8 protein-coding genes are annotated in these 14,082 nt (G+C 59.9%); 6 read left to right on the top strand and 2 right to left on the bottom strand.

What is annotated here, in order from left to right; translation table 11 throughout:
* Positions 1-7 precede the first annotated feature (7 nt).
* Together AAEZ06_RS14550 and AAEZ06_RS14545 are read right to left on the bottom strand one after the other, a co-directional pair.
* A complete protein-coding gene (locus tag AAEZ06_RS14550) occupies positions 8-1,981 on the bottom strand; it encodes a MacB family efflux pump subunit (RefSeq protein WP_350614927.1) in 1,974 nt (657 codons plus the stop codon).
* A complete protein-coding gene (locus AAEZ06_RS14545; RefSeq protein WP_350614925.1) occupies positions 1,982-3,154 on the bottom strand; it encodes an efflux RND transporter periplasmic adaptor subunit in 1,173 nt (390 codons plus the stop codon).
* A 305-nt stretch (positions 3,155-3,459) separates the two neighbouring features.
* Here AAEZ06_RS14545 and AAEZ06_RS14540 point away from each other — a divergent pair, with 305 nt between their 5' ends.
* From AAEZ06_RS14540 to AAEZ06_RS14515, 6 genes are all read left to right on the top strand, one after another.
* Complete coding sequence (locus AAEZ06_RS14540) at positions 3,460-3,939, top strand: sigma-70 family RNA polymerase sigma factor (protein WP_149413694.1); 480 nt, start codon at positions 3,460-3,462, stop codon at positions 3,937-3,939.
* 125 nt (positions 3,940-4,064) lie between these two features.
* Positions 4,065-5,402: a lysine N(6)-hydroxylase/L-ornithine N(5)-oxygenase family protein gene (locus AAEZ06_RS14535; protein ID WP_350614923.1), complete on the top strand. Its 1,338-nt coding sequence runs from the start codon at positions 4,065-4,067 to the stop codon at positions 5,400-5,402.
* Between the two features lie 474 nt (positions 5,403-5,876).
* Positions 5,877-8,582 carry a magnesium-translocating P-type ATPase gene (gene mgtA, locus AAEZ06_RS14530; RefSeq protein ID WP_350614921.1) on the top strand — a complete coding sequence of 902 codons (2,706 nt, stop codon included), beginning with the start codon at positions 5,877-5,879 and terminating at the stop codon, positions 8,580-8,582.
* 13 nt (positions 8,583-8,595) lie between these two features.
* On the top strand, positions 8,596-9,312 hold the full coding sequence (locus AAEZ06_RS14525) for an MgtC/SapB family protein (RefSeq protein ID WP_149413659.1): 717 nt from the start codon (positions 8,596-8,598) through the stop codon (positions 9,310-9,312).
* A gap of 389 nt (positions 9,313-9,701) precedes the next feature.
* Positions 9,702-10,328 (top strand): response regulator transcription factor, encoded by a 627-nt coding sequence (locus AAEZ06_RS14520; RefSeq protein WP_149413658.1) that lies wholly within the window; start codon positions 9,702-9,704, stop codon positions 10,326-10,328.
* A gap of 43 nt (positions 10,329-10,371) precedes the next feature.
* Positions 10,372-13,968 (top strand): transporter substrate-binding domain-containing protein, encoded by a 3,597-nt coding sequence (locus AAEZ06_RS14515; protein ID WP_502948032.1) that lies wholly within the window; start codon positions 10,372-10,374, stop codon positions 13,966-13,968.
* Positions 13,969-14,082: the final 114 nt, after the last annotated feature.

Here is a 14,082-nt window from a genome sequence, read left to right as displayed (position 1 = left end):
AGGGCGATCATTCACTGGTAAGGGCCGTGACGGGGTCGAGCCGGGCAGCTTTTCGGGCCGGCATGAAGCCGAAGATGACTCCGGTGACGAGGGCGCAGGCAAAGGCACCGATAGCCGCCGACAACGAGAAGGCCACTGCGACGCTGCTGAGGATCAGCGCGCCGCCCACCAGCAGCGCCAGGGCGATCCCGGTGACTCCGCCGACCACCGAGAGCATCACTGCTTCGGTCAGGAACTGACGCAGGATGTCCCGCTGACGTGCGCCGGTGGCCATACGGATGCCGATCTCCCGAGTGCGTTCGCGCACGGTCATCAGCATGATGTTCATCACGCCAATACCGCCCACCAGCAGTGAGATCGCGGCGATGGAACCGAGCATCAGCGACAGGGTGTTCTGGGTCCGGGCTTCGGCCTGGATCATCGCGGCGTTGTTGGTCAGCTCATAGTCGCGCTTGCCGTTGTGCAGGCGCAGCAGCGACTGGTCGATGGCCTGTTCGGCATCGTGCACCTTGCTCGCATCGGCGGCGGCGATCACCACGTATTCGGGGTTGTAGTTGCCGAACAGGCGAATGCTGGCGGCGTTGTAGGGGATGGCAATGCGGTTGTCGCTGTCCTTGTCGCCGGAGCTGGCGCCTTTTTCCGCCAGCACGCCGATCACCTGGAAGGGTACGTTTTCGATCAGGATGTATTGGCCGATGGGGTTGGGAATGTCTTTGAACAACTTGTCGCGAATTTTTTTGCCGATCACTGCCACGGTGGCGCCAGCACGCTCATCGACTTCGGTGAAGTAACTGCCTTCGACCACTGGCCAATTGAAGATCGTCGGGAAATTGGTGTCGTTGCCACCGACATAGGCGGTGTGGTCGATGTTGCCGAAGCGTATGCCAGCATCGGCGCCGTTGACCGGCATGATGCGCTTGACCTGGGGCAGGGCGGCGATGGCGGCGACATCGCTGAGGGTGATCACGCCAGGAGGTGTGCGCGGGTTGGGCGCCGACCCGCTGACGTAGAGGATATTGGAGCCAAAGGCGCCCATTTGTGCCATCACCTGGCGCTTGCTGCCTTCGCCCACGGCTAGCATGACCACCACCGAGGCGACGCCGATGATGATCCCCAGCAGGGTCAGCGCGGTCCGGAAACGGTTGATCCACATGACTCGCCAGGCGGCCTGCACGGCGTCCAGCAGTTCGGCCTTCCAGGCGCCGTTGTGTTCGGCGCCGTCGGCCAGCCGCTGGCGCAGGTCCACGGCTTGCAAACCTCCTGGATTGGCGTTGGTGAGTGTTTTATCGGCGGTGTTGGGTGTGTCGCTGATGATCAGGCCGTCGCGGATTTCGATGATGCGTTTGGCCCGCGCCGCCACTTCCCGGTCATGGGTGATCAGGATCACCACATGGCCCTGGCTCGCCAGCTCGTCCAGCAGGGTCATCACCTCGGCACCGCTGTGGCTGTCGAGGGCGCCAGTGGGCTCGTCGGCGAGGATGATGTGGCCGCCGTTCATCAATGCCCGGGCAATCGACACCCGTTGTTGCTGGCCGCCGGAAAGCTGGTGGGGGCGGTTTTCGGTGCGTCCCGCCAGCCCCAGGCGAGTGAGCAGGGCGGCGGCGCGGGCGTGGCGCTCGACGGCGGGCGTGCCGGCGTAGATCGCCGGCATCTCGACGTTTTCCTGGGCCGAGCCGGACGGGATCAGGTGATAGCCCTGGAACACGAAACCAAAAGCCTCGCGCCGTAGCCAGGCGAGTTCGTCGCTGTCCAGTTGGGCAACGTTTTCCCCGGCGAACAGGTACTCGCCCATCGTCGGGCGGTCGAGGCAGCCCAGAATGTTCATTAGGGTGGACTTGCCGGAGCCGGAGGCACCGACGATCGCCACGAATTCGCCTGCGTGGATCGACAGGTCGATGCCCCGCAGCACATCGACTTGCGGTGTATCACCGCCGCCGTAGGATTTGCGGATGTCCTTGAGTTCGATCAGCGGCGTCAACATTCAACCTCCGCTGCCGTCGGCCGGGCCAATGAGCAGGTGATCGCCTTCATTGAGGCCATCGAGGACCTGGACCCGCAGACGGTCACTGATACCGACCCGGACTTCGCGGTCTTCGATACGGCCGTCCTGGGTCACGACCCTGGCAATCTGGGTGTCGGCGCGGTTGCTGCCTTGCAAGGCTGCAACCGGAGCCGTCAGTACACCGGTGACCTGGTTGGCGACAAAAAACACTTGGGCGGTCATTTCCGCCATCAGTGCGTTGTCGGCGTTATCCACGTCCAGCAGCACGGTGTAGAGCACCACGCGGCCGCTGCCGCTCTTGCCGGAACTGCTGGGGCTACCGCCGCCCTGGCTGGCTTCGTTGAGGGGCTTGGGCGGTACCGGCAGGATCTGGCGTACGGTGCTGGTCCAGCGCCGATTGCCGCCGCTGAGGGTGGTGAAATAGGCCTGCATGCCGGGTTTGACATGGCCAATGTCGGCTTCGGATACTTCGGCCCAAACGGTCATCGGTGACAGATTGGCGATGCGCAGGATCAGCGGCGTCTGTTGTTGGGTGTTTAGGGTTTGGCCTTCACGGGCGTCGAGGGCGACCACGGTGCCGGAGATGGGCGCATAGATGCGCGTGTAGCCCAGTTCTGCCTGGTCAACCCGCAGGCTGGCCTGGGCCTGGCTGATCTGGGCCTTGAACATGTCGATGCGCGCCTGTGTGGCGTCCAGTTCGGCCTGGGCCGTTTGTACGTCTTCGTCACGGGTGGCGCCGCCGGCAGCCAGGCGTTGCTGACGCTGGTATTTCTGCCGGGCCAACTGGTTCTGCGCACGTTGCTCCTGCAGTTGTGCTTGCAGGTTGGCGATGGAAAAGCGCGTGGCGTCGAGCTTGGCCTGTTGGGTGGAAGGGTCAATCTCCACCAGCAGGGCGCCTTCCTTGACCTGGTCGCCCGCTTCGACATGGATCTTGCGGATCTGCCCGGAGGCCTGTGAGCCCACGTCGACGTAACGCCGCGGTTGCAGGGTGCCGAGCGCGGTAACGCTGCTTTCTATATCGCCCCGCTGCACTTGCAGGGTGGCAAATTTATCCCGTCCTGGGGGGATGAGCTGCCAGGCCGCGAAGGCTGCAACGGGGATCAGGCAAAGTGCTGCAAGCAGGGCGCGACGGGTGTGTCGAGGACGTTTCATGCACAGGTTCCAGCCAGGGAAGATCGGGCCGCGGCTCAAACGGGTAGATTTGAGTGCTGTCGAGAGGGCGACAGGCGCGGGAAGCTGTCAGGTAAACGAGAAATTCGCCCTGAAATTTAGTTGCTTACATATGCGGTTACAGCTCTGGGGGGAACAATTTTTGACTGTTAGTGCAAGTCTTCTTTAAATCTATATGAGAATTACTATAAATTACGCATGTTCAAACTGCCATCACTGCATTGCATTGACAGTGGTCTTCACGCTTAAAGGGTCATAAGCCGCCATCAATGCGGTTGGGAGTCATGTTGGAAAGCTACTATCGCGAGCTGATATGTTTCCTCAACGCCAAGCTGGGCAACCGTCAGGTGGCCGAGGATGTGGTGCATGACGCCTATGTGCGGGTACTTGAGCGCGCCAGCGATACACCGATCGAGCAACCCCGCGCCTTCCTTTATCGCACCGCCCTGAACCTGGTGATCGACGGCCATCGGCGCAACACCCTGCGCCAGGCAGAGCCTTTGGAGGTGCTGGACAGTGAAGAGCGCTTCTTCAGTCCCTCTCCACAAGTCAGCCTCGACCACCGTCAACGCCTGGACATGCTCGGCAGCGCCCTGGCCGAGTTGTCGCCGCCGTGTCGCGACAGTTTTCTTTTGCGCAAGCTTGAGGGCTTGTCCCATCTGCAAATCGCCGAACGCCTCAACCTTTCCCGCAGCGTGGTGGAAAAACATATCGTCAACGCCATGAAGCATTGCCGGGTACGGATGCGCGAGTGGGACAGCCACTGAACCGTCGCTGTTAAATTTCTTTTCATTGTCCTCGTTTCCTATCAACACACGACCTGTTGTTCTGCCTACAGGTCTCTGAGGTTTTCCCGCCCCACTGCTCCGGGGCTTATCCAGAGGACACTGGAATGACACAGGCAATTTCATCGCCCGCGGTTCACGACCTGATCGGTATCGGTTTTGGCCCTTCGAATCTGGCGCTGGCCATCGCCCTGCAAGAGCGCGAGAAGGCCCAGGGCAAGCTGGACGTGCTGTTTCTCGACAAGCAGGCTGACTACCGCTGGCACGGCAATACCCTGGTAAGCCAGAGTGAACTGCAGATTTCCTTCCTCAAGGACTTGGTCACCCTGCGCAATCCCACCAGCCCCTATTCCTTCGTCAACTACCTCAAGGCTCACGGCCGCTTGGTGGACTTCATCAACCTGGGCACGTTTTACCCATGCCGCATGGAGTACAACGACTACCTGCGCTGGGTCTCCGGGCAGTTTGGCGAACAAAGCCGCTATGGCGAGGAAGTGCTGGCCATCGAGCCGATCCTGCACCAACAGCAGGTTGAAGCGCTGCGAGTGATCTCCCGTGATGCCCAGGGCGAACAGCTGGTTCGCACCGCTCGCTCGGTGGTGGTCAGTGCCGGCGGTACACCGCGAATTCCCGAGGCGTTCAAGGCGCTCAAGGATGACGGGCGGGTGTTCCATCACTCCCAATACCTGGCGCGTATGGCCCAGCAGCCGTGTGTCGACGGCAAGCCGATGCGTATCGCGATCATCGGCGGCGGGCAGAGCGCGGCCGAGGCCTTTATCGACCTCAATGACAGCTTCCCGTCGGTGCAAGTCGACATGATCCTGCGCGGCTCGGCGTTGAAACCGGCGGATGACAGTCCGTTCGTCAACGAGGTGTTTTCCCCGGAGTTCACTGACCTGGTGTTCCAGCAGGCCAGCAGTGAGCGTGAGCGCCTGGTCAATGAGTACCACAACACCAACTATTCAGTGGTGGACCTGGACTTGATCGAGCGGATCTACGGGATTTTCTATCGCCAAAAAGTCTCTGGCATTGCCCGCCATGCGTTCCGTACCCTCACCACCGTGGAAAAAACCAGCGCCGGGCCTTTGGGTGTCGAGTTGGTGTTGCGTCATAACGCGACCGGGGAAACCAGCCTGAATCACTATGATGCGGTGGTGTTGGCGACCGGGTATGAGCGGCAGATGCATCGCCAGTTGCTGGCGCCGCTTGAGACGTACATGGGTGACTTTGAGGTCAGTCGTGATTACCGGGTGTTGACCGATGAGTGCTGCAAGGCGGGGATCTACATGCAGGGGTTTAGCCAGGCCAGTCATGGCTTGAGTGATACGTTGCTGTCGATATTGCCGATTCGGGCGGATGAGATTGCGGCTTCGCTGTATGAGCATGATCGTAGTCGCGGGCAGGGGCGGTCGATGCGGGATTTGTTGCTCGCGACGGCCAGCTGATAGCGAAAACTGTAGGAACCAGGAGGGCGCCTGGTTCCTGCAGACGTGCTACCTGAACCCTTCCTGAAGAATCTTCTTATTCCCCATACGGAAACTTTCCTACGGTTTACTCTCCAGAAAACGGGGCGTAAGCTTCGCGCGTTTTCATCAATAGCGGAGACCCTCAGTGGGTACTTGTTCGAGTGACAGTTGTCGGCCGGTCTCGGTAACCGGCACATTCTCGGCAAGATAACGCGCATATCCCATGCCGTTGTCTCGCCGAATAAGCGAGCAGCGGCATCCCGGTAGCGGCCATTCCAGGCCTGCACCCCGACGTCCCTCTCATCGACGCTGAACAGTCCGTGACTCATCTCACGGGACTACGGACGCGCCTGTCGTTTGCGACAGGCGGGCCAAGCCTGCCGTGCCCGTGATTCGGGCGCGGTATAGACGGGCCGTACCTGCACGAAGGCTTCCTCGCGCAGGAGTAACACCATGAAACTCACCCTGTTGAAAGAGTTCTTCGCCGGCTTCGTGCGGACCCGGCATATCACCCGGCACTTCCGGCGCCTGGCCCTGCTCGAAACCCTGACCGATTCCAGCGTCAGCCGCGAAGTGCCGCCGACCCTGGCGCAAACCCTGGTCAATGGGGCCAACAGTGAGGCCCAGGCACTGCTGGGCTCCCTGGCCAGTCACGTCGATGGCTTGAGCACGCAGGAAGCCGACGCCCTACGGGTTCAGTACGGCCTCAACGAAGTCGAACACGAGCAGCCGCTGCCGTGGTGGGTGCACCTGTGGCACTGCTACAAAAACCCGTTCAACCTGCTGCTGACCTTACTGGCGGTGATCTCCTGGCTGACTGAAGACATGAAGGCTGCCACGGTGATTTTCTCCATGGTGGTGCTGTCGACCTTGCTCCGGTTCTGGCAGGAGGCCAAGTCGAACAAGGCCGCCGATGCCCTTAAGGCGATGGTTAGCAACACCGCCACGGTGTTGCGTCGGGACGCAGGCAAGCGCATCGAATTGCCGATCAAGCAACTGGTACCGGGTGACCTGATTGTGCTGTCGGCCGGCGACATGATTCCCGCCGATTGTCGCGTACTGACTGCCAAGGACCTGTTCGTCAGCCAGGCGGCGATGACGGGTGAGTCAATGCCGGTGGAGAAGTTCGCCCTGCAACGGGACGCCAACACCCGTAACCCCCTGGACCTGGAAAATATTCTGTTTATGGGCACCAACGTGGTGTCCGGCGCGGCCACGGCGGTGATCCTCACCACCGGCAACAGCACCTACTTTGGCGCCCTGGCCCAGCGGGTCAGCGCCACGGATCGAACGCCGACCTCGTTCCAGCACGGCGTCAATAAAATCAGCTGGCTGTTGATCCGCTTCATGTTCGTGATGGCGCCGATGGTGCTGTTCATCAACGGCTTCACCAAGGGCGACTGGACCGAAGCCTTGCTGTTCGCGCTGTCCATTGCCGTGGGCCTGACCCCGGAAATGCTGCCGATGATTGTCACCTCGACCCTGGCCAAGGGCGCGGTGTTCCTGTCGCGCAAGAAGGTCATCGTCAAACGCCTGGACGCGATCCAGAACTTCGGCGCGATGGACGTGCTGTGCACCGACAAGACCGGCACCCTGACCCAGGACAAGATTTTCCTGGCGCGCCATGTGGACGTCTGGGGCGAAGAGTCCGACGACGTGCTGGAGATGGCCTACCTCAACAGCTACTACCAGACTGGCCTGAAAAACCTGCTGGATGTGGCTGTGCTGGAGCACGTTGAAGTCCATCGCGAGCTGAAGGTCGGCACCGCGTTCCAGAAAATCGACGAGATCCCGTTTGACTTCAACCGCCGGCGCATGTCGGTGGTGGTGGCCGAGCAAGGGCTGCCTCATTTGCTGATCTGCAAGGGCGCCGTGGAGGAAGTCCTGGCGGTCTGCAACAACGTACGCCATGGCGACGTCAATGAAGCACTGACTGATGAACTGCTGGCGCGGATTCGCCAGGTCACCGCCGCGTTCAACGAGGAAGGCTTGCGAGTGGTAGCGGTGGCGGCGCAACCGGTCGCGGTAGCGGGCGACATCTACAGCGTGGCGGATGAGTGTGATTTGACGCTGATCGGTTATGTGGCGTTTCTCGATCCGCCCAAGGAAAGCACAGCCCCGGCTCTCAAAGCCCTGGCCGCTCACGGCGTGGCGGTGAAGGTCCTGACCGGTGACAACGAATTGGTGACGGCGAAGATCTGCCGCGAGGTGGGCCTTGAGCAGCAAGGCCTGTTGATGGGCAACGACATCGAATCTATGAGCGACGCGCAACTGGCCGAGGCGGTGGAAACCACCAACGTGTTCGCCCGGCTGACGCCTTCCCACAAGGAGCGCATCGTGCGCCTGCTCAAGGCCAACGGTCATGTGGTGGGCTTCATGGGTGACGGCATCAACGACGCCCCGGCCCTGCGCACCGCCGATATCGGCATTTCGGTGGACAGCGCGGTGGACATCGCCAAGGAAGCGGCCGATATCATCCTCCTGGAAAAGAGCCTGATGATCCTGGAGGAGGGCGTGCTGGAAGGCCGTCGCACCTTCGCCAACATGCTCAAGTACATCAAGATGACTGCCAGCTCCAACTTCGGCAACGTGTTCTCGGTGCTGGTAGCGAGTGCCTTTATCCCGTTCTTGCCGATGTTGCCGATGCATCTGTTGGTGCAGAACCTGTTGTATGACATTTCGCAGATCGCCATTCCGTTCGATAACGTCGATCAGGAGATGTTGAGCACCCCCCAGCGCTGGCAGCCGGGTGAAGTCGGGCGCTTCATGCTGTTTTTCGGCCCCATCAGTTCGGTGTTTGACATCACCACGTTCGCCTTGATGTGGTACGTATTCGATGCCAATACCCCGGACCATCAAACCTTGTTCCAGTCGGGTTGGTTCGTGGTGGGGCTGCTGACCCAGACGCTGATCGTGCACATGATCCGCACGCCGAAAATCCCGTTCCTGCAAAGCCGCGCGGCGATGCCGTTGATGGTGATGACCGGCTTGATCATGGCCGTGGGGATTTTCCTGCCGATGGGGCCATTGGCCCATTACTTCAAGCTGCAGGCGCTGCCGTCGCTGTACTTCGTGTTCCTGCCGCTGATTCTGTTGGCCTACATGGCGCTGACCCAGGCGGTAAAAGGCTTTTACATCCGCCGGTTTGGCTGGCAATAAATGGAGATTTCTGATGCAAGCCATCAACAACATTAACCTCAATTCCCTGATCGATACCCTGGTCAGCCTCAGTGCCGCGTTCATCCTCGGCGGGCTGATCGGTTTTGAACGTCAGTACCGCCAGCGCACCGCGGGCCTGCGCACCAACGTGCTGGTGGCGGTGGGGGCGGCAATTTTCGTTGACATGGCCAACCGCCTGGGCGGTGCCGAAGGCGCGGTACGGGTGGTCGCCTACGTGGTGTCCGGCATCGGCTTTCTTGGCGCCGGGGTCATCATGCGCGAGGAAGGCAATGTGCGTGGGCTCAATACCGCAGCCACGCTGTGGGCCTCGGCGGCCGTCGGGGCTTGCGCCGGTGCCGACCTGATCCTTGAAGCGTTGCTCGGCACGTTGTTTGTACTGGCGGCCAATACCTTGTTGCGGCCGATCGTCAACAATATCAACCGCCAGCCGCTGGATGTGGTGTCTGCCGAGGTCACCAACGTTCTTTACGTGATCGCCCGGCGTACTCAGCAAAAGGCCGTACTGGCGTTGCTGGAGGCGGAACTGGCGCGCTGTAACTACCCGGCCAGTGATGTCGACGTGCGGCCATTTGGTAGTGATGAGGTGGAAATCGAAGCCACCCTGGCGGTGACGTCGGTAGACGGGGATGAGCTGGATGCGCTGGTAGCGCGCATTTCCACGTCGACACTGGTAGTTCAAGCGTTCTGGAGCCCCAGTACCACCGAGTAGCCTTCGTCCCTCAACCCAACCCCACAGCAGTTTTTTGCCATGTCGCGGGGCCACGCGCCCTGCCTCCCACCCAGTGAGTCAGCAACGTTGACTATGTTTTTATGAGGATAAGTCCTACAAGACACTAGGACTTGCCCTTCAGTTGAAGCGTCCTTTCATTGCTAATGTTGCGCCCTTGCGCCTAGCGGGGATTGAAGGTGCTGTTTTTTCAAGAACCGGGGCCAGGCATATCTGAGTTGTTCCTGTTTACACAGCGCCGCTCGTCGGAACTGTGATTTCTCACAGGTAGATAGGCCTCGCGTGATGTGCAAGGGTACTGACACCTTGATGAAATGATCGAGTCGTCGGTAATGGAATCAATCAGGGTGGTGTCTTCCCAGGGGAGTCGCATGAGCAAAGCGTTAATAGTGGATGATCATCCGTTCATTCGTGCAACCGTTAAATATCTGTTGAAGCAGGAAGGCTTCGACAAGATTTTTGAGGCGGGCAATGGTGCTGACGCCATGCAGATCGCCAGGGAGGAGCGGCCCGACCTGGTCATCCTCGACTTGGCCATGCCCAAGCTGGGAGGGCTGGAGGTGATCAGCCGGATCAAGGCGCTGGGCCTGCCGTGCAAAATCCTGGTGTTGACCTCCTACCTGGCAGTGTTTTTCTCAACGCGCTGCATGCGTGCCGGTGCGATGGGCTTTGTCGCAAAAACCGGCGAGTTGGATGAGCTACAAAAAGCCATCAAGGCCGTCATGTCCAACTACAGTTGCTTTCCCAGCCTGCCCACAAGCTCTGTGCGCCGGGATGACTTGCAATCCACCGAGCAACAACTGGTGGCTGCATTGTCGGACCGTGAGTTGACGGTGTTGCAGAAATTGGCCCTTGGCCTGGGCAACAAGGATATCGCTGAGGATATGCTGTTGAGCCACAAGACCATCAGCACCTATAAAACCCGATTGAAGGAGAAACTGCACATGTCGTCGGTGGTGCACTTGTCCAAGTTCGCCCAGCGCAACCATTTGATCTGAAATGTCAGTTTCCTTGGGCCAGAGGTTCACAGCATTCTTGTTGATGAGCCTGTTATCCACGGCGGGCTTGGCCTTTGGCGAACCACGGTCCCTGCATTTGCTGGGGCACTCCCACTTTGACGGTCAGCCGGTGACCCTGGGTGAGCCGCACTGGCGTTGGTTGCGAGAGCGGCGCACGTTGGTGATGGGGGTCTCCGGCCCCGATTATGCGCCGTTTGATTTGACTAATAATAATGGTGACCTAGAGGGCATTACTGCCGATTACGCAGGGCTGATCGCCCAGGCCTTGAACGTCACGGTCCTGGTTCGGTGCTACGACAATCGCAATGAGGTGATCGCGGCGCTCAAGCGTGGCGAGGTGGACTTTCTGGGATCGGCTAACGGTTACGAGGCGGCGGACCCGCAGCTTGTATTGTCGCGTTCGTATGCCAACGACCAACCGACGCTGGTGACGCGCATGGATGACAGCCAGGCCCTGAGCCCCGACTTGGCGGGCAAGCGCTTGGCGATGCTCTATCACTACATGCAACCGGCGGCGGTAGAGGCGTTTTACCCCAACGCCCGGTTGCAACTTTTCCCGTCGACCTTCGAAGCCATTGGCGCTGTTGCGTTCGGCCAGGCGGATGTCTACCTGGGGGATGCGATCAGCACCAATTACCTGATCATTAAAAACCACCTCAATAACGTACGCATGGCCGACTTTTCTACACTGGAGGTCAATCCTTTCGCTTTCGCATTCTCGCGCGACAACACCCGTCTGCTGGGCATCGTCAATGCGGCGTTGCAAGTGATCCCGGTCAGCGAGAAAATGGAGATCTTGCGCCGCTGGAGCGCTGGCAATCTCGGTTTCATCGGCAAGGTACGCCTGCGTCTGAGTGCCAGTGAGCAGCGCTGGCTGGACAAGCATCCGCGGGTAAAGGTAGCGGTGCTCGACGAGTTTGTGCCGATTTCATTTTTCAACGAACAGGGCCAGTTTCAGGGCTTGAGTGCGGAGGTCCTGGCCCAGGTCAGCTTGCGTACCGGGCTCAAGTTCGATGTGGTGCGCGGCGGCTCGCTTCCCTGGCAAGTTGATCAGGTCAACGCTGGCGCTGTCGAGATGATGGGGGTTATCACCCCCAGCATGGAGCGCGAAGAGAAGATACGTTTTACCCGCCCGTACCTGACCAACCCCTTCGTGCTGGTCAGTCGCAGCGGCACGGGCAATCCGCTCACACTGGAGGACATGCCGGGCAAGCGCCTTGCGATGATTGGTGGCAACGTCCTGCGTGAAAGAATTACCCAGGATTATCCCGGCATCAAGTTCGTGGAGGTGCAGAGTCCCGTGCAGGCCATGGAGCTGGTGGCCAGCGGCGAGGCTGATGCGGCGCTCAACTCGCTGATCAGCGCCCGCTACGTAATTGCCCGTCAGTACCGTGATCGTTTGCGCGTGACCAGCACGGTTGGCTCGCAGCCTGCCCGCATCACCTTTGGGGTCAACCGCAGCCAACTGGAGCTGTACTCGATCCTTGACAAGGCGCTATTGAGCATTACACCTCAGGAAATGGATGAGTTGACCAATCGCTGGCGCACTGAAGTAGTCATCGAAGACGGCTACTGGTCACAGCACCGTAATACGATCATCCAGGTTTTTTCCCTGGCTGCACTACTCTTGCTGGTGACGTTGGGCTGGGTGATCTACCTGCGCAGCCTGATTCGCAAGCGAGCCCAGGCCGAGCGAGCCCTGAGTGATCAGATGCGTTTTATGAGCGTACTGATCGACGGCACCCCGCATCCGATTTATGTTCGTGATCGCCTGGGGCGGCTGATGGCCTGTAACAGCGCTTACCTTGAGGTGTTCGGCTTCAAGCTTGAAAACGTGATCGGCAAGACGGTAGTTGAGACCGATACGGGCAATCCGCCCCAGGCCCAGTCCTATCATGAGGACTACCTGCGGCTGATGGAGCGGGGAGAGCCGCAGATACACGACCGTGTACTCAAGGCTCCAGGCGGCGCGACCTTGACCATTTACCACTGGATGCTGCCGTACCGTGACGGTGACGAAAAGGTGGTGGGCATGATTGCTGGCTGGGTGGATGTCAGTGAACGTCAGCGTTTACTGGGGAAATTGCAGGAGGCCATGGAAGACGCCGACGCCGCCAACCGAGCCAAGACCACCTTCCTGGCAACCATGAGCCACGAGATTCGCACCCCCATGAATGCGGTTATTGGCATGATCGAACTGGCCCTGAAAAATGCCGAACAGGGCCGGGTAGACCGCGATGCCCTGGAAGTGGCGTCCGATGCGTCGAGGGGCATGCTGGAGTTGATCGGCGATATTCTCGACATTGCACGCATCGAATCCGGGCACTTGTCCTTGACCCTGGAGCCCTCGAACTTGCATGAATTGCTGAAGTCAACGGCGCGGATTTTCGAGGGCCTGGCGCGGGCCAAAGGCTTGTCGCTGCAGGTGGAGCTAGATCCGCTGATTGATCGTCATGTGCTGATTGACCCGCAGCGTTTCAAACAGGTGGTATCCAACCTCTTGAGCAACGCCATCAAGTTCACCAGCAGCGGCCAGGTTCGGCTCAGTGCCCAGGGGGCGCCGGCCGTTACCAACGGTTACCTGAGCCTGAAATTATGGGTGGAAGACACCGGGATTGGCATCAGCGTCGACGACCAGGCGCGGCTGTTCAACCCCTTTGTCCAGGGTCGCAATACCGAGCAGGCGGCCCGCAGCGGATCTGGCCTGGGCCTGGTGATCAGCCGCAGCCTGTGCGAGATGATGGGCGGTCAACTACAACTGAGCAGTGTCGTTGGGCAGGGCACGCGGGTCGACGTGACGTTATCGTTGGCAGCTACCGTTTCACCGCCCGCCCCGGTGGTATCGGCTACCCCGCAAACATCTGCGGCCCATGCGTTGAATATTCTGGTGGTGGACGACTATCCCGCCAACCGCTTGCTGCTCGCCCGACAACTAAGCTTTCTCGGGCATCGGATCAGTACTGCCGAGGACGGCATTCAGGGCCTTGAACGCTGGCAAGCGGAGCGCTTTGATGGCGTCATCACCGATTGCAACATGCCGTTTAAAAATGGCTACGAGTTGGCGCGGGACATTCGCAGGCAAGAGCAGGCCAAGGGCCTGGCCCCCTGTTTGTTATTGGGCTTTACCGCCAACGCTCAGCCTGAGGAAGTGGACCTGTGCCTGCAGGCCGGAATGGACGATTGCCTGTTTAAACCTTCCGGCCTTGAGGACCTGCGCGCGGCGCTGGCGTCACGTACCGGGATGCCCTCGGTTGCCGAGCCCTTTGAGCCCGAGCCGCTAGCGAATATTGATTTGAGCCACCTGGTAAAGTTGACAGGCGCTGACACCCAGGCGCTTAAAGAGCTGCTGGCCCCATTGCTCGACAGTTTGCAGGTGGACCACGGGTTACTGCCGCAACTGCTGCGCACGCAGGATTTCCCCAGGTTGCATGACCTGGCCCACAGGGCCAAGGGCGGTGCTCGTATGGTCAACGCGCAGGCATTGACGCGCTGCTGTGAGGTGTTGGAGAAGGCCTGTGAACAGCAGGATCGTGAGGCACTGGCGCCTGCGGTTGAAGGTGTATCTGAGGCTATCGACCACCTGCTTCACACTCTATTGACCTATTGCAATCAGCATTGACTGGTATGCGAACCTGGTTTTCAGTCGTTCAGAGAGTTGGGGGTAACTCCTGCGTCAAGGTGGAGCAATGCCGGCCTTGCTGCCAGCAGCGGTTTTGCCGGTACGGGTACAGTT

Origin of the sequence: Pseudomonas sp. HY7a-MNA-CIBAN-0227 (assembly GCF_040310325.1) — a bacterium.
GTDB lineage: Bacteria > Pseudomonadota > Gammaproteobacteria > Pseudomonadales > Pseudomonadaceae > Aquipseudomonas.
The sequence above is the reverse complement of the archived record's forward strand: the minus strand, read 5'-3'. Positions and strand labels throughout refer to the sequence as shown.

What these genes read in the sequence shown, in the direction of transcription:
- AAEZ06_RS14550 (WP_350614927.1), bottom strand. Translation starts at nt 1,981, where the DNA reads ATGTTGACGCCGCTGATCGAACTCAAGGACATCCGCAAATCCTACGGC.
- AAEZ06_RS14545 (WP_350614925.1), bottom strand. Translation starts at nt 3,154, where the DNA reads ATGAAACGTCCTCGACACACCCGTCGCGCCCTGCTTGCAGCACTTTGC.
- AAEZ06_RS14535 (WP_350614923.1), top strand. Translation starts at nt 4,065, where the DNA reads ATGACACAGGCAATTTCATCGCCCGCGGTTCACGACCTGATCGGTATC.
- mgtA (WP_350614921.1), top strand. Translation starts at nt 5,877, where the DNA reads ATGAAACTCACCCTGTTGAAAGAGTTCTTCGCCGGCTTCGTGCGGACC.
- AAEZ06_RS14525 (WP_149413659.1), top strand. Translation starts at nt 8,596, where the DNA reads ATGCAAGCCATCAACAACATTAACCTCAATTCCCTGATCGATACCCTG.
- AAEZ06_RS14520 (WP_149413658.1), top strand. Translation starts at nt 9,702, where the DNA reads ATGAGCAAAGCGTTAATAGTGGATGATCATCCGTTCATTCGTGCAACC.
- AAEZ06_RS14515 (WP_502948032.1), top strand. Translation starts at nt 10,372, where the DNA reads ATGAGCCTGTTATCCACGGCGGGCTTGGCCTTTGGCGAACCACGGTCC.